Source organism: Klebsiella sp. P1CD1, from assembly GCF_003790505.1.
GTDB classification, from domain to species: Bacteria; Pseudomonadota; Gammaproteobacteria; order Enterobacterales; family Enterobacteriaceae; genus Klebsiella; species Klebsiella variicola.
This window is the reverse complement of sequence record NZ_CP033631.1, coordinates 5559264-5577054: the sequence shown is the minus strand read 5'-3', so window position 1 is coordinate 5577054 and position 17791 is coordinate 5559264. Positions and strand designations below refer to the sequence as shown.

Sequence of the window (17791 nt, the reverse complement as noted above, 5' to 3'; positions counted from 1 at the left end):
AGTATTTTCGGGGATGCTCCCGGCTTAGCGCAGCGCAAGCCGGGACAGAGTCAGGTGCGCTTATACAGCGGCAGCCAAAGGGTTAAGCGCAAACCACCCAGCGGGCTGTCGTCGGCCTTCACCCAACCGCGGTGCTGCTGAATAGCGGTTTCGACAATCGCCAGCCCCAGACCGGTGCCGCCGGACTCGCGGTCGCGCGCCTCGTCGGTCCGGTAGAATGGCCGGAAAATCTGTTCGCGATCCTCCGGGCTAACGCCCGGGCCGTCGTCGTCGACGTTAACCGTAATCCCGTCTTTATCCACCGAGAAGCTGACGGAAATCTTCGTGTGCGAGTAGCGCAGGGCGTTGCGGACGATATTCTCCAGCGCGCTTTCCAGCGCATTAGGGTTACCGTACAGCGGCCAGGGGCCCGGCGGATATTCAACGGTGAAAGATTTACCCATCTGCTCGGCTTCAAACGCCGCGTTGTCCAGCACTTCGCCCCACAGCTGATTGGCTTTCACCGTCTCGCTGACCAGGGCATTTTTGGCCTGATTGCGCGACATCACCAGCAGGTCGTTGATCATGCTGTCCAGCCGGTGCGCCTCGGTTTCGATGCGCTCCAGCTCCTTGCTCTCACCGCTGCGGCGACGCAGCAGGGCGGTGCCCAACTGCAGGCGCGTAAGTGGTGTGCGCAGCTCATGCGAGATATCCGACAGCAGCCGCTGCTGGCTGGTCATCATCCGCTCCAGCGCGGTCACCATCTGGTTAAAGCTGGCGCCAGCGGCTAAGAACTCCTGCGGCCCGGCTTCCAGCTCCGGATGCTGGCGCAGGTTGCCCTGGGCGACTTCGTCGGCGGCGTTTTTCAGCTTACGCGCCGGTTTCGCCAGGCTCCACGCCAGCCACAGCAGCAGCGGGGCGCTGACCAGCATCGTGACGATCAGCAGCAGCAGCGGCCGGTCAAACAACAGGTTGATAAAGTCGGATTGGGAGGTGCTGGCGGGACGAATCAGATAGAGCTGATAGTTATCCTCGCCGTCCCTGACGGAAAACGGGCCCACCATTTCCAGGCGGCCATAGCGTTTTTTCTGCGGATGATCGGCATTATCGGCCTGGCCGATAAAGTTACGAATGATCTGCATCTCGTTGCGTTCTGCGCCGATCACGCGGCCTTCGCTGGTCACCAGCAGCAGGCGTTGTCCCGGCGGCGCCCATTTATCGATGGCGCGAAACAGACGGCGCCACCACATCAGGTCGTTTGGCGGATCGTTGGCCAGCTCGGCCTCGACGTGCTGCTCGATCATGATGCCCTGACGCTGCTCGCTTTCCAGCAGCTCGGTCATCTGCCGGGAATCCAGTTTGGGCAACATCAGCACCAGCATCAACACCAGCGCCAGCGTGAGCCAGAAGATGGCGAAGATGCGTGCAGTCAAACTTCCAATCATGAAGCGGAAACCATCAGATACCCGCGGCCACGCAGCGTTTTAAACCACGGATGGCCATCTTTGCGCTCCGGCAGCTTACGCCGCAGGTTGGAAATATGCATATCGATGGCGCGGTCGAACGGCGTCAGGCGCTTGCCTAACACTTCCTGGCTTAAATGTTCACGCGACACTACCTGGCCGAGATGTTGCGCTAACAGATAGAGCAGGGTGAACTCGGTACCGGTGAGCTCCAGCGTCTGGCCATCGAAATTGGCTTCCTGACGGCCCGGATTGAGGCTTAAGGCATCCACTTCCAGCGTTGGCGATCCGGCTTCGGTCGTCTGCTGCTGCTCGCTCCAGTGGGAACGGCGCAGAATCGCGCGTATACGGGCCACCAGTTCACGATCGTTGAACGGCTTAGGCAAATAGTCATCCGCGCCCAGCTCAAGGCCGAGAACGCGATCCAGCTCGCTTCCGCGCGCTGTTAGCATGATAACCGGGGTCTGGTGTGTCTGACGCAGCTCTTTCAGCGTATCAATACCGTTTTTCTTCGGCATCATTACGTCGAGCAGCAATAAATCAACGCTGTCGTCCAGAAGGGCCAGCGCCTGTTCCCCATCATGGGCCACCAGCACGTTAAAACCTTCCATATCGAGCAGCTCTTTTAACAGGGAGGTGAGCTCCCGGTCATCATCAACTAACAGGATTTTATTCATCTTTTAAATACCTCCGAGGCAGAAATTACGTCATCAAGGCCCGCTAATCCATGACTTTACGTTGTTTTACACCCCCTGACGCATGTTTGCAGCCTGAATCGTAGACTGTCTCTCGTTGAATCGCGACACAAACGTTTTGGGAGTATGTGATGCGCAATGTTATCGCTGCCGTCATGGCCTCAACGCTGGCGCTAAGTGCATATAGCCAGGCCGCTGAAGTCGTTACCAGCGTTAACTGGCTCCCCGGAGACGAAGGGGGACAGCGCGGTAGCCAGAGCCATATGTTTGACGGCATAAGTTTAACCGAGCAGCAACGTCAGCAGTTACGGGATCTTATGCAACGGGCACGCCACGACAGGCTCCCCGTTAATGTTAGCGAAATGGAGACAATGCATCGCCTTGTCACCGCAGAAAATTTTGATGAAAACGCTGTGCGCGCCCAGGCAGAAAAGATGGCGCAGGAACAGGTTGCTCGCCAGGTCGAGATGGCTAAGGTCCGCAACCAGATGTATCACCTGCTTACGCCAGAGCAGCAAGCGGTTTTAAATGCTAAGCACCAGCAACGTATGGATCAGTTGCGTGAGGTTGCAAGGATGCAGAAAGGCTCAGCCATGATGCTTTCGAGTAGTAGCAACACCCTGCAACCCCAGTAACAAACCCTGTTTTCCTTGCCATAGACACCATCCCTGTCTTCCCCCACATGATGTGGGGGTTTTTTTTGCCCTTTTTTCGGCAAATCAACTTCTTCGCGTATCCCGTGAGCGTCACAAGTTCAGGTTATACTAAGCGCAGTGCAGGAGAAGGAGCCTATATGAATCAATCTTATGGCCGGTTGGTCAGCCGCGCCGCTATCGCCGCGACGGCCATGGCCTCCGCGTTACTTTTGATCAAAATTTTTGCGTGGTGGTATACCGGTTCAGTCAGTATTCTGGCTGCGCTGGTGGATTCGCTGGTGGATATTGCCGCCTCGCTGACCAACCTGCTGGTGGTTCGCTATTCGCTGCAACCTGCTGATGAAGAACATACCTTTGGCCATGGCAAAGCGGAATCGCTGGCGGCGCTGGCGCAAAGCATGTTTATCTCCGGCTCGGCGTTGTTTCTGTTTCTCACCGGCATCCAGCACCTGGTGCGTCCGGAGCCGCTGCAGGCCGCTGGCGTCGGGGTCGTCGTCACGTTGATCGCCCTGTTCAGCACGCTGGCGCTGGTGACCTTCCAGCGCTGGGTGGTGCGAAAAACCCAGAGCCAGGCGGTGCGGGCGGATATGCTTCATTATCAGTCTGATGTTATGATGAACGGCGCTATTCTGGTGGCGCTGGGCCTTTCCTGGTACGGCTGGCATCGCGCCGATGCGTTGTTTGCCTTAGGAATTGGCATCTATATTTTATATAGCGCGCTGCGGATGGGCTATGAGGCGGTTCAGTCACTACTCGACCGCGCCTTGCCTGACGAGGAGCGTCAGGACATTATCACCATCGTGACCGCATGGCCCGGCATCCGCGGGGCGCACGATCTACGAACGCGGCAGTCAGGGCCGACCCGCTTTATTCAGATTCATTTGGAAATGGAAGATAACCTCCCGCTGGTGCAAGCCCACGTGATTGCAGACCAGGTGGAGCAGGCGATTCTGCGCCGTTTCCCGGGTTCCGATGTCATTATCCATCAGGATCCCAGTTCTGTGGTGCCAGCGGCGCAGCAGGGCTTTTTTGAGCGTTAGGTTATAGTCTGTAAACTCGATGTAAAAATGTGGGGCAGATCGGCATTTTTTGTATAAATTACCGCCGTTTGGTCTGACCTGAATCAATTCAGCTTGAGGCGTTTGATATACTATTGTCATTAGCGTCGTGCACTCCTGGTGAGGGAGCGCTTCAGGCAACAGAATTATTTTTTGCTTCCTAAGTTCAGAGGTAGTCATGATTAAGAAAATCGGTGTGTTGACAAGTGGCGGTGATGCGCCGGGCATGAACGCAGCAATTCGTGGCGTTGTGCGCGCGGCATTAACGGAAGGTCTGGAAGTTTTTGGAATCTATGACGGTTACCTCGGATTGTATGAAGACCGTATGGTTCAGCTCGACCGTTACAGCGTTTCCGACATGATCAACCGCGGCGGCACCTTCCTGGGCTCCGCTCGCTTCCCGGAATTCCGCGAAGAACACATTCGCGCTGTGGCTATCGAAAACATGAAGAAGCGCGGCCTGGATGCGCTGGTGGTTATCGGTGGTGACGGATCCTATATGGGGGCAATGCGCCTGACCGAGATGGGCTTCCCGTGCATCGGTCTGCCGGGCACCATCGACAACGATATCAAAGGCACTGACTACACCATCGGCTTTTTCACCGCCCTGAGCACCGTGGTGGAAGCGATTGACCGTCTGCGCGACACCTCTTCTTCACACCAGCGCATCTCCGTGGTGGAAGTGATGGGCCGTTACTGCGGCGACCTGACCCTGGCGGCGGCGATTGCCGGCGGCTGTGAGTTCATCATGGTGCCGGAAGTGGAATACACCCGTGACGATCTGGTCGCTGAAATCAAAGCTGGTATCGCGAAAGGGAAAAAACACGCTATCGTGGCGATTACCGAGCACATGTGCGACGTTGACGAGCTGGCAAGCTACATCGAGAAAGAAACCGGCCGTGAAACTCGCGCTACCGTTCTTGGCCACATTCAACGCGGCGGTTCTCCGGTTCCTTACGACCGCATCCTGGCTTCCCGCATGGGCGCCTATGCAATTGAGCTGCTGCTGCAGGGCCATGGCGGCCGTTGCGTCGGCATCCAGAACGAGAAGCTGGTGCACCACGACATCATCGATGCCATCGAGAACATGAAGCGTCCGTTCAAGAACGACTGGCTGGATTGCGCGAAGAAACTGTACTAAGTTGCGCGTCGGATAAACAAAAGGCCTTCTCATGGAGAAGGCCTTTTTTATGGCGGAGGGTTTATTCGATATCCAGCGGGTCTTCCGACAGGATCATCCCGGTGTTATCGGCATACAGATGGTCGCCGGAGAAGAAGGTCACCCCGCCGAAATTGACGCGCACGTCGCTTTCGCCGATGCCTTCGCCAGCCGCGCCGACCGGAATAGCCGCCAGCGCCTGGATGCCGATGTCCAGTTCCTCAAGGTCGTCAACCTGGCGCACCGCGCCATAGACCACTAACCCTTCCCATTCATTCTGTACGGCCAGACGCGCCAGGTCGGCGTCAATTAACGCGCGTCGTACTGAGCCGCCGCCGTCGATCAGGAGAATATGACCACGGCCGTTCTGCTCGAGCAGATCATAGAGCAACCCGTTATCCTCGAAACATTTTACCGTAATGATTTGTCCACCAAACGACGACCGTCCTCCAAAGTTAGAGAACAGCGGTTCCACGACGTTGACATCTTCCTGGTAGATGTCACAAAGCTCGGAAGTATCGTATTTCATAGGCTTAACGTTCAGTTGCTGCGAGAGTTTTTAGTATATCCCGCGAATCCCATTGTTGGCAAAATCATCAATTGTTAATTGATATTTGTCAGTTAAGCCATCAGCTTACTGGCAATAATTCCGATAACAAACAGCAGGTTGGTCAGTAAGGCCCCTTTGACCGTCTTTTCGAGCATTGGCCGCATCGCCAGCGGATCGGATTCGCGCAGGACGTAGCGCGCCTGTTTCACCAGCAGCGGCGTGGCGAGAATAAACAGCCAGCCCCACACAGAATGCAGCGCCAGCAGATTAAACAGCGCCAGACACAGCAGGGCGCCGAATAGCAGGCAGGCATGATAGCGGCGGGCATTGACCGGCCCCAGACGCACGGCGAGGGTGTTTTTTCCGTTCTGGCGATCGCTATCAATATCGCGCAGATTATTGATGTTCAGCACGGCGGTTGCCAGCAGACCGCAGGCCGTCGCTGGCAGAAAAATGGCCGCTTCCACATTATGGGCTTGCAGATACCAGCTGCCGAGGACGCTCAGCCAGCCGAAGAAAACGAGTACTGAGATATCACCCAGACCAATATATCCATAGGGGCGGGTGCCCACCGTGTAGGTGATGGCGGCCACGATAGACAGGCCTCCCAGGGCGAGGAAGCCGATGAAGTCGCCGACGCTCTGCCAGGCGGCGCACAGCAGCGCCAGACCAAACAGACAGATCAGCGCGACGGTGACGATGAGAGCGCGCTTCATCTGCTGGGGGGTAATCACCCCTTTCTGCATGCCGCGCAGCGGCCCGATGCGATCGGGTTTATCGCTCCCTTTGACTGCGTCGCCATAGTCATTCGCCAGGTTAGAAAGAATTTGCAGCAAGCCAGCGGTGATCAGCGCCAGCAGAGCAACCCAGGGATCAAAATGGCCCTGCTGCCAGGCAAGGGTGGTGCCAACAATAATCGCGGCAAACGCCAGCGGTAACGTTTTAGGACGCAGGCTTTCCAGCCATGCCCGAGAACGGCTGATATCAGTCATAGTTATTTTAGCCAATAAAAATGGGGGCTATAGCCCCCATCAACAGTGATGAAAATGCATTGCACCGGATTATAGGATAAAACGGCTCAGATCTTCATCTGCCACCAGAACATCCAGGTGTTTACTCACATATTCGGCATCGATAATGACGGTCTGGCCGTTCATCTCGCTGGCATCATAGGAAATATCTTCCACCAGACGCTCCAGCACGGTGTGCAGGCGACGCGCACCGATGTTCTCGGTGGTTTCGTTTACCTGCCACGCGGCCTGGGCGATACGCTTGATACCGTCTTCGGTGAATTCGATATTCACCCCTTCGGTCGCCATCAGCGCTTTGTACTGCACGGTGATGGAGGCATTCGGCTCGGTCAGGATGCGCTCGAAGTCATGGGTGGTCAGCGCTTTCAGCTCAACGCGGATCGGCAGACGCCCCTGCAGTTCAGGGATCAGATCGGACGGACTGGCCACCTGGAACGCGCCGGAGGCGATAAACAGAATGTGGTCGGTCTTAACCATCCCGTGCTTGGTGGAGACGGTGCAGCCTTCAACCAGCGGCAGCAGGTCGCGCTGTACGCCTTCGCGAGACACGTCCGGGCCGGAGGAGTTGCCGCCGCGCTTACAGATTTTGTCGATTTCGTCGATAAAGACGATACCGTGCTGTTCTACAGCGTCGATGGCTTCCTGCTTCAGCTCTTCCGGGTTGACCAGCTTGGCCGCTTCTTCTTCAATCAGCAGCTTCATCGCGTCTTTGATTTTCAGCTTACGCGGTTTCTGCTTCTGACCGCCGAGGTTCTGGAACATGGACTGCAGCTGGCTGGTCATCTCTTCCATGCCCGGAGGGGACATGATTTCAACGCCCATCGGCGCCGCAGCGAGATCGATTTCAATCTCTTTATCGTCCAGCTGGCCTTCACGCAGTTTCTTGCGGAACGCCTGGCGCGCAGCAGAGGGTTCCTGCGGCTGTTCAGCCTGGCCCCAGTTGTTTTTCGCCGGTGGGATCAGCACGTCAAGCACGCGCTCTTCCGCCAGCTCTTCCGCGCGGTAACGGTTTTTATCGATGGACTGCATGCGAACCATTTTGATCGCCGCATCGGTCAGATCGCGGATGATCGAGTCCACTTCTTTACCAACATAGCCCACTTCGGTGAACTTGGTCGCTTCAACTTTAATAAACGGCGCGTTGGCCAGTTTCGCCAGACGACGGGCAATCTCGGTTTTACCGACGCCGGTTGGGCCGATCATCAGAATGTTTTTCGGCGTGACTTCATGACGCAGCTCTTCGTTAAGCTGCATCCGGCGCCAGCGGTTACGCAGGGCGATAGCAACAGAACGCTTGGCGGCGTCCTGGCCGATAATGTGTTTGTCCAGTTCGCTGACAATTTCGCGTGGGGTCATTTCAGACATGGGAGATCCTTACGCTTTAGAAGGTAATTCTTCGATGGTGTGGAAATGGTTGGTATAGATGCAGATATCACCTGCAATATCCAACGCTTTCTCGGCGATGTCGCGCGCGCCCATATCGGTGTTTTCCAACAGCGCGCGGGCCGCGGCCTGGGCGTAAGGACCGCCGGAGCCGATAGCAATCAAATCGTTTTCTGGCTGTACCACGTCGCCGTTACCGGTGATGATAAGCGACGCGTTTTCGTCTGCGACGGCCAGCAGCGCTTCCAGCTTGCGCAACATCCGATCGGTTCGCCAGTCTTTGGCCAGCTCAACGGCGGCCTTCACCAGATGGCCCTGGTGCATTTCCAGTTTACGTTCAAACAGTTCGAACAGCGTGAAGGCGTCAGCGGTGCCGCCAGCAAAACCGGCAATCACTTTGTCGTTATACAGACGACGCACTTTCTTCACGTTGCCCTTCATCACGGTGTTGCCCAGCGTGGCCTGGCCATCACCGGCAATAACAACATGGCCGTTACGGCGAACACTTACAATTGTAGTCACGAGCAGACCCCTTGGTTGCAAAAGCGGAACAGGGGCCCCGCGCTGTCCGCGGGGCCGAATGCAATTATAGATGGGGGGGATTTTGAGGGTTTCAACCCCTGGCGGCGAGACGAATGCAGTTCGCGTGTCCGGCCATCTTCAGACGGGTGATCATCTCGTTGGCGCTTTCTTTGCCTTTCAGCGGGCCAATGACTACGCGGTTCCAGCCGTTGTTGGTGGTGATATGTGAAGCAAACCCTTCAAAAGCCAGCTGAGCGCGGACGGTTTCGGCCTGCTCGGCGCCTTTAAAGGAGCCACACTGGATCATCCAGCTACGATCGTCTTTCTTCTCGGCGGCTTTCGGCGCTTCCTCCACGCGGGTTACCGGCGCGGCGGCCTGCGTACGTGGCTGCGTGGTATTGGTATGCGCCGGCGTCTGCAGCAGATCCTGGTACGGCTGCTGGTTCGACGCGGTCTGCTTCGGCTGTTGCTGTTGCACCGGCTTCGGCTGCTGGACGCGCGGCTGCTGCTGCACGGCCTGCGGCTGAGTTTGCGTCCACTGCTGCTGTTGCGCCTGCTGTTGCTGCTGTGCTAAACGCTGACGCTGCAACGTCTGCTGGCGCTGTGCCGGGGTTTGTTCGTTCCACGGCACTTCGGTCAGCTGGGTCGGCTGCTGGCGCATATCGGCCTGCATCTGGGCGAGCAGCTGGCGCTGCTCGTCGGTCAGCTGTTCCGGTTTCATCACCTCGCCACCGGCGGTCGGTTCGGTCGGCGCGCGGACGCCAGGCTGGCGGCTTTCCAGCTCTTTGATATAGCGCCAGCGCTCTTCCGGTTTTGGCGGCAAGCCGTTACCGGCGGCCTGGCGATTTTGCATCGCTTCCGCTTCTTCTTTCTTATGGTGCGTAATGAAATAAAGTCCACCGATAAAGGCCACCAGCACCGCCGCCGCGATCGCCACCATAGCCGGTGAAATCGCCGGAAGGCTGCTTTGCTTATTCCTTGAGCTTCGGGTAGTGCTCTTTTTGCGCCGCGAAGAAGCCGGTTGGCTGCGGCGTACATAATCTCGTTGTGCCACTATCGTTTCGCTGTCTTATATTTGTTCGTCAGCCCGCCATGTTACTTAAGCGGCGGGCCTTTGACCAGAAGAGCAGGCCCGAAAGCCTGATGGTTATCGTCTGATTTTTTGCGTACTGCCGCGAACGATCAGTTCGCAATCGAGCAGACGCGAGCCGCTGTTCACATTATGACCCTGCATTTGCTCAAGTAATAGCAGCATTCCTTCACGGCCGATATCAAAACGCGGCTGTGAAACGGTAGTCAACGGCGGATCGCAAAATTCAGACAACGCGATGTTATCGAAGCCGACAATCGACAGGTCGTCCGGCACCTTCAGGCCGCGGCGTTTCGCCAGCGACAAGGCGCCCAGCGCCATCACATCACTATGGCAGAAGACCGCGGTGGGCGGCACCGGCTGTGACAGCAGCTGCTCCAGCGCATTGGCGCCGGCTTCGAAAGTAAAGTTGCCGCGAGCGATATAGTGCGGATCGACGGTGATGCCACTGCGACGCAGCGCCTGCACGTAACCCTGCAGACGATAATGGCACAGCGGCATATCTTCCGGGCCAGCGATACAGCCAATACGCTGGTGTCCCAGCTCATGAAGATAGTTCACCGCGTTAAAGGCCGCCGTCAGGTTATCGATGTGGACGGTGGGTAACTCCAGCTCCGGCGCGAATTCGTTCGACATGACCATCGGCGGCAAATTGCGCTGCTCTTCCACGCTGGCGTCGAACGGCAGGCGCGAGCTGAGCAGCACCATGCCGTCGATCTGCTTGGTGATAATAAGGTCAATAAAGGTTTTTTCTTTCTGGTTCTGGTGGGCGCAATCGCCGATTAACACCAGATAGCCGTGCTCGGCGGCCGTGACTTCAATTCCGCGGATGACTTCACTAAAAAAGGGATCGCAGATATCCGGCACGATCACGAGGATCGTCCGCGATTCGTTGCGCTTCATATTTCGCCCGAGCGACTGGGGTAAATAGCCGACTTCCAGCGCCGCCTGCTCGACCCGGTTACGGGTGGCTTGCGACACCTTATCAGGGTTCATCAACGCTCGGGACACGGTTGCCGTGGAAACGTTTGCCTTGAGGGCGACGTCTTTCATGGTGGCGGCAACCACTTGTTTTTTGGGCTTCACCTGGTTTCTCCTCGCTGAATGGCGCTGACATTTCCCTTGCGCGCTAACTGCTGCATCATTTTTATCAGATAGTCGCGGCAGTGAGTTACAGAATTTTCATGAAAAACGTGATGCTTGTTGAATTTTTCGATCCGGCTCGCAAGAGAAGCCTTACCCTTCAATAGGATCGACATCCAGCACCCATTTCACTTTTCTCGCCTCCGGTAGCGTATTGATTAACGCCAGCGTACCGCTGACGATGTGCTGCAGGCGCACCCGCGAAGGGTGCTGCAGCAATATTTGCCAGCGCCAGCGGCCGCCGCGCTTCGGCGCCAGCGCCGGAACCGGACCGAGCACCCACAGTTTATCGTCGGCCAGCGGGCTGGCCTGCAAGAGATTACGTAACTGCTGTAAAAAAAGCGGCGCCTGCTGGTTGTTATGGTCTTCAGCACGTATCAACACGTGACTGGTCCACGGCGGTAGCTGCATCGTCTGGCGTTCGGCCAGCGCCTGCTCGGCAAAGGCGTCGTAGCCTTTATACAGCAGGGTCTGCAGTAGAGGATGCTCCGGATGGTGGGTTTGCAGGATCACTTCGCCCTGTTTTCCTGCCCGGCCCGCTCGTCCGGAGACCTGGGTATAGAGCTGAGCGAAACGCTCTGCGGAGCGGAAATCAGCGGAAAATAGCGCCCCGTCGACGTCCAGCAGGGAGACGAGGGTCACGTCCGGAAAGTGGTGGCCTTTGGCCAGCATTTGGGTGCCGATCAAAATGCGCGCGCCGCCGCGGTGGACTGCGGCGAGATGTTCCTCAAGCGCCCCTTTACGGCTGGTGGTATCGCGGTCGATACGCGAGATGGGCACACCAGGGAACAGCGGCGTCAGGGACTGCTCCAGTTGCTCGGTGCCGATACCCACCGGCACCAGATGTGTGGAACCGCAGGAAGGGCACTGGCGCGGGATAGGGCGCTGACTGTCGCAATGGTGGCAGCGCAGATGGTGCTGCGCCTGGTGCAACGTATAGTAGCTGTCGCAGCGCGGGCACTCCGCGATCCAGCCGCAGTCGTGGCACAGCAGCGCCGGCGCAAAGCCGCGGCGGTTAAGAAACAGGATCACCTGGTTATCCGCCTGCAGATGCTGGCGCATGCGGTTGATCAGCGCGGGTGACAGACCCGCCAGCAGCACCTGTCCTTTCAGGTCGAGCACGTGCTGCTGGGCTGGACGCGCGTTGCCCGCGCGTTTGCTTAAGGTTAACTGCCGATATTTGCCCTGGCGGACGTTGTGCAGGGTCTCCAGCGCCGGCGTCGCCGAGCCGAGAATAATCGGGATCTGTTCGCTGTGAGCGCGCCATACCGCCAGGTCGCGGGCGTGGTAGCGCCAGCCCTCCTGCTGTTTATAGGAGCTGTCATGCTCTTCGTCGATGACGATGACGCCGAGGTCTTTAAACGGGGTAAACAGCGAGGAGCGAGTGCCGATCACAATGGCCGCTTCGCCGTTTTTCGCCTTCAGCCAGGCCGAGAGACGTTCGCTGTCATTGAGTCCGGAGTGCAGCACTTCCACCGGCGCATTAAAGCGCTGGCGAAAACGGGCGATAGTTTGCGGCGTCAGGCCGATCTCCGGCACCATCACCAGCGCCTGGCGCCCCTGCGCCAGTACATTCTCCAGCACGCTCAAGTAGACTTCCGTTTTCCCTGAGCCTGTGATGCCTGCCAGTAGCCAGGCGGAGAAGCGATCGGCAGCGCTGTGGATCGCCCCGACGGCGGTGGCCTGTTCGGTATTCAGACGCAGGCGTTCGCCGGCAACCGAATACGTGCTGCGCCAGTCGGTGAGAACGGGCGCTTCACAGGCCAGCTCCGCCAGCCCTTTGCCACGCAGCGCCTGCAGCGCCGCTTCATTAAATTCCAGTTCGCTAACCTGATGACGCCAGATCTTTCCCTGGCGCAGCGCCGCCAGCGCCTGCTGCTGCTTTGGGGAGCGTTTCAGACCGTTGAGGTCGACAGCCTGCCCCTGCTCGGTGGCGAACCAGTACCACAGCGGCGTCGCGCTGGCGGGTTTGCCCTGGCGCAGCAGAATGGGCAGCGCATGGAACAGCACATCGCCAATCGGATGATGGTAATACTCAGCCGCCCACATCAGCAGTCGCCAGACGGTGCCGGAGAAGACCGGCTCGTCGTCCAGCGCTTCGGCGACCGGTTTGAGTTCATCCAGCGGCAGCTCGCTGCGCTCGCTCACCGCCGCGACAATGCCGATCCGCTCCTGTTTGCCGAACGGCACCCGCACCCGACAGCCCGCTTTGACCGTCATGCCATCAGGCAGCAGATAGTCAAAGGTGCGCGGTAGCGGAACGGGTAGGGCAACGTGGGCGACGGGCATGTCATCTTCCTGACTTGAAATCTGGCGGGATAGTATACACATTACGATAAGGCGGCGCGGATCAGTTTGCATATGCTGGTCAAATTCTGTATGATTCGCCGCCTTCAATGCACTTTATACCGCATTGGAGATTGACCATTACCGTACGCTTCGCGCTGTCAGCAGCGTGGAAGACGACGGGAAATTATTAATATCGCGTGGTGTCTGGCGTTAGGGCTGGAAGAGCGACGCGGCCTTAACTGAGGTTCTCCCATGAAAAAAGGTATTCACCCAAAATACGAAGAAATTACTGCTACCTGTTCTTGCGGTAATGTCATGAAAATCCGTTCCACCGTTGGTCACGACCTGAACCTCGACGTGTGCGGTAAATGCCACCCGTTCTTCACCGGCAAACAGCGTGATGTTGCTACCGGTGGCCGTGTTGACCGCTTCAACAAGCGCTTCAGCATCCCGGGCAGCAAGTAAGTTGCCAGAAAAAGCCGCCTCAGGGCGGCTTTTTTGTGCCTCTCGCCAGCCTGCGCGGGACACAAAAAAGGGCGGAAGATTGCTTCCGCCCTTTTTATCAACTCAGTATTCCCACGTATCCGGGTCGATCCCCAGTTCACGCATAATCTCTTTCGCCGCTTCCGGGATCTCATCGCTGCGCTCTTTACGCAGGTCTTCATCGTTAGGTAACGGTTGTCCGGTAAAGGCATGCAGGAACGCTTCGCACAGCAGCTCGCTGTTGGTCGCGTGACGCAGGTTGTTCACCTGACGACGCGTGCGTTCATCGGTGAGGATTTTTAACACCTTCAGAGGAATGGAAACCGTAATTTTCTTTACTTGCTCACTCTTCTTACCGTGCTCAGCGTATGGGCTGATATATTCGCCGCTCCATTCAGCCATGAGATACCTTAATCCTCTGTTTATTAGTGAAGGGCCAGAATATTCCGCCCGGGCTATAATTGCGCGTAGTTTACCGTATGAGCGCGCTTTCTAACATGAGATAAGCCGCTACCGACGTGCGCTAATGCATATAATTTTAACGGCTATTTGCACTTTGCTCAATCTATACGCAAAGAAGTTTAGATGTCCAGATGTATTGACGTCTATTGTGACAATGTTTACTCTGGAGTCTGACTTTTCACCGATTCAGCCCAGGAACTTCCCAACATGACGCGTAAACAGGCCACCATCGCAGTGCGTAGCGGTTTAAATGACGACGAGCAGTACGGTTGCGTTGTCCCGCCGATCCACCTTTCCAGTACCTATAACTTCACCGGCTTTAATGAACCTCGCGCCCACGACTACTCCCGCCGCGGCAACCCGACGCGTGATGTGGTGCAGCGCGCCTTAGCGGAGCTGGAAGGTGGCGCCGGCGCGGTGCTGACCAATACCGGTATGTCGGCGATCCTGCTGGTGACGACGGTGTTCCTTAAGCCGGGCGATCTGCTGGTGGCGCCGCACGACTGCTACGGCGGCAGCTACCGTCTGTTCGACAGCCTGGCGAAGCGCGGCTGTTATCGCGTCCAGTTCGTCGATCAAAATGATGAGCAGGCGCTGCGGGCGGCATTGGCGGAAAAACCGAAGCTGGTGCTGGTTGAAAGCCCAAGTAATCCATTGCTGCGGGTGGTGGATATTGCGAAAATCTGTGGTCTGGCGCGTGAGGCAGGCGCGGTGAGCGTGGTGGACAACACCTTCCTGAGCCCGGCGCTGCAAAACCCGCTGGCGCTGGGCGCCGACCTGGTGTTGCATTCCTGTACTAAATACCTGAATGGCCACTCCGATGTGGTTGCCGGGGTGGTGATTGCCAACGATCCGGCGACTGTCACCGAACTGGCATGGTGGGCGAATAATATTGGCGTCACCGGCGGCGCCTTCGACAGCTATTTGCTGCTGCGCGGTCTGCGGACGCTGTCTCCGCGTATGGAGGTGGCGCAGCGTAATGCCCTGGCGATTGTTGAGTATCTGAAAACCCAGCCGCTGGTGAAAAAGCTGTATCATCCGTCGCTGCCGGAAAACCAGGGGCATGAAATTGCGGCGCGTCAGCAAAAAGGTTTTGGCGCAATGTTAAGCTTCGAGCTGGATGGTGACGAGCAGACGCTGCGCCGTTTCCTGAGCGGGCTGTCGCTGTTTACACTGGCGGAATCGCTGGGGGGCGTTGAAAGCCTGATTTCCCATGCGGCAACGATGACGCATGCCGGCATGGCGCCTGAAGCGCGTGCCGCCGCCGGAATTTCAGAAACGCTTCTGCGTATTTCAACCGGTATTGAAGATGGTGAAGATTTAATTGCCGACCTGGAAAATGGCTTCCGGGCAGCAAACGAGGAATAAAAATGAGTGTGATTGCGCAGGCAGGGGCGAAGGGTCGTCAGCTGCACAAATTTGGTGGGAGTAGTTTAGCGGATGCGAAATGTTACCTGCGCGTCGCAGGGATCATGAAGGAATATTCGCAGGCGGGCGACATGATGGTTGTCTCCGCCGCTGGCAGCACCACCAACCAGCTGATCAGCTGGCTTAAACTTAGCCAGAGCGATCGCCTTGCTGCGCATCAGGTTCAGCAGTCGCTTCGCCGTTATCAGACCGAGCTGATTGGCGGTCTGGTGGAGCCGGCGGCGGCGGATACGTTGATCGCCGCCTTCATCCATGACCTTGAGCGTCTGGCTGGGCTGCTTGATGGCGGGGTTACCGAAGCGGTTTATGCGGAAGTAGTCGGCCATGGTGAAGTCTGGTCCGCACGCCTGATGGCGGCGGTCCTTAACCAACTGGGTATGGAAGCGGCCTGGCTGGATGCTCGCGCTTTCCTGCGTGCGGAACGCGCCGCGCAGCCGCAGGTGGATGAAGGATTATCTTATCCACTGCTGCAACAGCTGATGGCGCAACATCCTAATAAGCGTCTGGTGGTGACCGGCTTTATCTCCCGCAACCAGGCCGGAGAAACCGTCCTGCTGGGCCGTAACGGGTCTGACTACTCCGCCACGCAGATCGGCGCGCTGGCGGGCGCCTCTCGCGTCACCATCTGGAGTGATGTCGCCGGGGTGTACAGCGCGGATCCGCGTAAGGTCAAAGATGCCTGTCTGCTGCCGCTGCTGCGTCTGGATGAAGCCAGCGAGCTGGCGCGTCTGGCCGCTCCAGTGCTCCACGCCCGCACGCTGCAGCCGGTGTCCGCCAGCGATATCGATCTGCAGTTACGTTGCAGCTATACGCCGGAACAGGGTTCTACGCGCATTGAGCGCGTGCTAGCTTCGGGTACTGGCGCGCGGATTGTCACCAGCCATGATGACGTCTGTCTGGTGGAGTTCCAGGTGCCGGCCAGCCATGATTTCAAACTGGCGCATAAAGAGCTGGACGCCCTGCTCAAACGCGCCCAGCTGCGCCCGTTAGCCGTTGGCGTCCATGCCGACCGTAAGCTGCTGCAGTTCTGCTATACCTCCGAGGTCGCCGACAGCGCGCTGAAGCTGCTCGATGAAGCGGGTCTGCCGGGCGAGCTGCGTCTGCGTCAGAAGCTGGCGCTGGTGGCGATGGTGGGCGCGGGTGTCACCCGTAACCCACTGCACTGCCATCGTTTCTGGCAGCAACTGAAAGGGCAACCGGTGGAGTTCACCTGGCAGTCCGAAGAGGGGATCAGTCTGGTAGCCGTGTTGCGCGCCGGACCAACGGAAAGCCTGATCCAGGGGCTGCATCAGACCTTGTTTCGTGCAGAGAAGCGTATTGGCCTGATGCTGTTCGGCAAGGGGAACATTGGCTCCCGCTGGCTGGAGCTGTTTGCCCGCGAACAAACCACCTTGTCGGCGCGTACTGGCTTCGAGTTTGTTCTCGCCGGCGTAGTCGACAGTAAACGCAGCCTGCTGAACTACGACGGGCTGGATGCCAGCCGGGCGCTGGCCTTCTTCAACGATGAAGCGGTGGAACAGGATGAAGAGTCGCTGTTCCTGTGGATGCGCGCGCATCCGTACGATGATTTAGTGGTGCTGGACGTCACCGCCAGCGAACAGCTGGCCGACCAGTACCTTGATTTCGCCAGCCATGGTTTCCATGTGATCAGCGCCAACAAGCTGGCGGGCGCCAGCAGCAGTGATAAATATCGCCAGATCCACGACGCGTTTGAGAAGACGGGTCGCCACTGGCTGTATAACGCTACGGTTGGCGCGGGTTTGCCGGTGAACCATACCGTGCGCGATCTGATCGACAGCGGCGACACCATCCTCGGTCTGAGCGGTATCTTCTCGGGAACGCTCTCCTGGCTGTTCCTGCAGTTTGATGGCACAGTGCCGTTCACCGACCTGGTGGATCAGGCCTGGCAGCAGGGGCTGACCGAGCCGGATCCGCGCGTCGATCTGTCCGGTAAGGATGTAATGCGTAAGCTGGTGATCCTCGCGCGGGAAGCGGGTTATGACATCGAACCGGATCAGGTCCGTGTGGAATCACTGGTCCCTGCACACTGCGAAGAGGGGTCGGTCGATCACTTCTTTGAAAATGGCGAAGAGCTGAACGAGCAAATGCTGCAGCGCCTGGAGGCGGCCCGCGAGATGGGGCTGGTGCTCCGCTACGTGGCGCGCTTTGATGCTAACGGCAAAGCACGTGTCGGCGTGGAAGCGGTACGCGAAGAGCACCCGCTGGCGGCGCTGCTGCCGTGCGATAACGTGTTCGCCATCGAAAGCCGCTGGTATCGCGATAACCCGCTGGTGATCCGCGGACCCGGCGCCGGGCGCGATGTGACCGCCGGAGCGATCCAGTCGGATATTAACCGTCTGGCGCAGCTGCTGTAGTTCCGAGAAAAAGACCAGGCGCTGC

The 17791-nt window shown here is 57.9% G+C and carries 16 protein-coding genes; 6 read left to right on the top strand and 10 right to left on the bottom strand.

Features of this window, described 5'->3' with window-relative positions; genetic code table 11:
- Positions 1 to 50: 50 nt before the first annotated feature.
- Together cpxA and cpxR are read right to left on the bottom strand one after the other, a co-directional pair.
- Positions 51 to 1424, bottom strand: a complete 1374-nt coding sequence (gene cpxA, locus DTA24_RS27535) for an envelope stress sensor histidine kinase CpxA (RefSeq protein WP_008807874.1) — start codon at positions 1422 to 1424, stop codon at positions 51 to 53.
- The gene (gene cpxR / locus DTA24_RS27530; RefSeq protein ID WP_002882901.1) at positions 1421 to 2119 is read right to left on the bottom strand and encodes an envelope stress response regulator transcription factor CpxR; all 699 of its coding nucleotides are present in this window, start codon (positions 2117 to 2119) and stop codon (positions 1421 to 1423) included. The genes cpxA and cpxR overlap by 4 nt, the downstream gene beginning before the upstream one ends.
- A 149-nt stretch (positions 2120 to 2268) precedes the next feature.
- On the opposite strand from cpxR, the gene cpxP reads away from it, so the two are divergent.
- The 3 genes from cpxP (at position 2269) to pfkA (ending at position 4992) form a co-directional block, all read left to right on the top strand.
- Positions 2269 to 2772, top strand: coding sequence for a cell-envelope stress modulator CpxP (gene cpxP / locus DTA24_RS27525; RefSeq protein ID WP_004178004.1), 504 nt, complete (start codon positions 2269 to 2271; stop codon positions 2770 to 2772).
- A gap of 158 nt (positions 2773 to 2930) precedes the next feature.
- Positions 2931 to 3833, top strand: coding sequence for a CDF family cation-efflux transporter FieF (fieF, locus tag DTA24_RS27520; RefSeq protein ID WP_008807873.1), 903 nt, complete (start codon positions 2931 to 2933; stop codon positions 3831 to 3833).
- A 196-nt stretch (positions 3834 to 4029) separates the two neighbouring features.
- Positions 4030 to 4992 carry a 6-phosphofructokinase gene (gene pfkA / locus DTA24_RS27515; protein WP_002882911.1) on the top strand — a complete coding sequence of 321 codons (963 nt, stop codon included), beginning with the start codon at positions 4030 to 4032 and terminating at the stop codon, positions 4990 to 4992.
- A 61-nt stretch (positions 4993 to 5053) separates the two neighbouring features.
- Here the strand turns inward: pfkA and rraA are convergent, their stop codons facing one another.
- The 7 genes from rraA to priA form a co-directional block, all read right to left on the bottom strand.
- Positions 5054 to 5539 carry a ribonuclease E activity regulator RraA gene (gene rraA / locus DTA24_RS27510; protein ID WP_002882913.1) on the bottom strand — a complete coding sequence of 162 codons (486 nt, stop codon included), beginning with the start codon at positions 5537 to 5539 and terminating at the stop codon, positions 5054 to 5056.
- A 92-nt stretch (positions 5540 to 5631) separates the two neighbouring features.
- Positions 5632 to 6552 carry a 1,4-dihydroxy-2-naphthoate polyprenyltransferase gene (gene menA / locus DTA24_RS27505; RefSeq protein WP_038421951.1) on the bottom strand — a complete coding sequence of 307 codons (921 nt, stop codon included), beginning with the start codon at positions 6550 to 6552 and terminating at the stop codon, positions 5632 to 5634.
- A gap of 69 nt (positions 6553 to 6621) precedes the next feature.
- A complete protein-coding gene (gene hslU / locus DTA24_RS27500) occupies positions 6622 to 7956 on the bottom strand; it encodes an HslU--HslV peptidase ATPase subunit (RefSeq protein ID WP_008807871.1) in 1335 nt (444 codons plus the stop codon).
- A gap of 9 nt (positions 7957 to 7965) precedes the next feature.
- Positions 7966 to 8496: an ATP-dependent protease subunit HslV gene (hslV, locus tag DTA24_RS27495; protein WP_002882918.1), complete on the bottom strand. Its 531-nt coding sequence runs from the start codon at positions 8494 to 8496 to the stop codon at positions 7966 to 7968.
- Positions 8497 to 8587: 91 nt separating this feature from the next.
- Complete coding sequence (gene ftsN, locus DTA24_RS27490; protein WP_072047552.1) at positions 8588 to 9550, bottom strand: cell division protein FtsN; 963 nt, start codon at positions 9548 to 9550, stop codon at positions 8588 to 8590.
- A 93-nt stretch (positions 9551 to 9643) separates the two neighbouring features.
- Complete coding sequence (gene cytR, locus DTA24_RS27485; protein ID WP_004203676.1) at positions 9644 to 10672, bottom strand: DNA-binding transcriptional regulator CytR; 1029 nt, start codon at positions 10670 to 10672, stop codon at positions 9644 to 9646.
- A 150-nt stretch (positions 10673 to 10822) separates the two neighbouring features.
- A complete protein-coding gene (priA, locus tag DTA24_RS27480; protein ID WP_071583300.1) occupies positions 10823 to 13018 on the bottom strand; it encodes a primosomal protein N' in 2196 nt (731 codons plus the stop codon).
- Between the two features lie 252 nt (positions 13019 to 13270).
- Between priA and rpmE the strand changes: the two genes are divergently transcribed.
- The gene (rpmE, locus tag DTA24_RS27475; RefSeq protein WP_008807868.1) at positions 13271 to 13483 is read left to right on the top strand and encodes a 50S ribosomal protein L31; all 213 of its coding nucleotides are present in this window, start codon (positions 13271 to 13273) and stop codon (positions 13481 to 13483) included.
- A 102-nt stretch (positions 13484 to 13585) separates the two neighbouring features.
- Here the strand turns inward: rpmE and metJ are convergent, their stop codons facing one another.
- A complete protein-coding gene (metJ, locus tag DTA24_RS27470; RefSeq protein WP_004107547.1) occupies positions 13586 to 13903 on the bottom strand; it encodes a met regulon transcriptional regulator MetJ in 318 nt (105 codons plus the stop codon).
- A gap of 267 nt (positions 13904 to 14170) precedes the next feature.
- On the opposite strand from metJ, the gene metB reads away from it, so the two are divergent.
- Positions 14171 to 15331: a cystathionine gamma-synthase gene (metB, locus tag DTA24_RS27465; RefSeq protein ID WP_008807867.1), complete on the top strand. Its 1161-nt coding sequence runs from the start codon at positions 14171 to 14173 to the stop codon at positions 15329 to 15331.
- A gap of 2 nt (positions 15332 to 15333) precedes the next feature.
- Complete coding sequence (locus DTA24_RS27460) at positions 15334 to 17766, top strand: bifunctional aspartate kinase/homoserine dehydrogenase II (protein WP_008807866.1); 2433 nt, start codon at positions 15334 to 15336, stop codon at positions 17764 to 17766.
- Positions 17767 to 17791: the final 25 nt, after the last annotated feature.